Source organism: Caballeronia arvi, from assembly GCF_001544695.2.
GTDB classification, from domain to species: domain Bacteria; phylum Pseudomonadota; class Gammaproteobacteria; order Burkholderiales; family Burkholderiaceae; genus Caballeronia; species Caballeronia arvi.
The window spans coordinates 1-888 of sequence record NZ_FCOM02000282.1; the positions used below are offsets into that span (position 1 = coordinate 1).

Genomic DNA, 888 nt, shown 5'->3' on the forward strand with positions numbered 1-888 from the left:
TCCTCGGCATCATCGAGTTCCCGCAGTTCCTGCAGGCGCTTCAGCAGGCGCCCGGCCGGCCTGGGGGGTTCGTAGGTGTCCGTAAACTGACGAAGCAACTCTGGTTCGTGATATCCGCAGCTTCCACCGTAGTTGTCGATCGTTATTGGCGACAAGACGACCGGCACCGCCGACGACGCGGCAGCGGCGCGCGAAAGCTTAAACGGGCCAAGCTCCGCGCACATGACATCGAAATTTTTGTTGTAGGAAGACAAGGCGTGAGCCCGCAGAAAGAGTTCCGTCGCGCTCACCGCGATTGCCGGCTCACCCGCGCGATCGAGGTCGTCGAAGGTCGCTGCCTGACGAGCTTCTGGTACGCACGTGCGCAATATTGCGAGCCGCGATCGGTGAGCTGAATCAGACCAGGCTTCGGCGACGGCGTGAAACGGCGCGAAACCGTCATGCTTTCGCTCATCGCATAGCCGACAATTACGCCGCTGTACAGATCCTTCAGGCCGGCAAGATACAACCATCCCTCGTCGGTCGCGATGTAAGTGATGTCGCCACACCAGGCCTGATCGGGCGCCGGCACTGAGAACTCTTGGTCCAGCAGGTTCGGCGAAACGGGCAGATCATGCTTTGGATTAGTGGTTGCCTTGAACCTACGCTTCTGCCTGCACCGCAGGCCGAGCCTCCTGCGCAAGCGCTTTATCCGGTGTATGCCACGCGCTGGGCGTGTACGTGTATAAGACATCCACCGCCTGAAAAACGAGTTCATCGCTGTACTTTCTCATGAACTCCGGAACCCGTTCAATCTCTTGCATCTGCAGGACAGAGTTACCGCTGCGTTATCCCAAAACGCGCGAGATCGAACGCGCGCGTGCAGCGGCTGAAACGCCGAAACCATCC

General features: G+C 59.3%; 2 pseudogenes. Both read right to left on the reverse strand.

Features of this window, described 5'->3' with window-relative positions:
- Positions 1–290 (reverse strand): annotated as a pseudogene (locus AWB74_RS44915) (patatin-like phospholipase family protein); the annotation flags it as partial.
- 17 nt (positions 291–307) lie between these two features.
- Positions 308–703: pseudogene (locus tag AWB74_RS44920) on the reverse strand (DDE-type integrase/transposase/recombinase); the annotation flags it as partial.
- Positions 704–888: the final 185 nt, after the last annotated feature.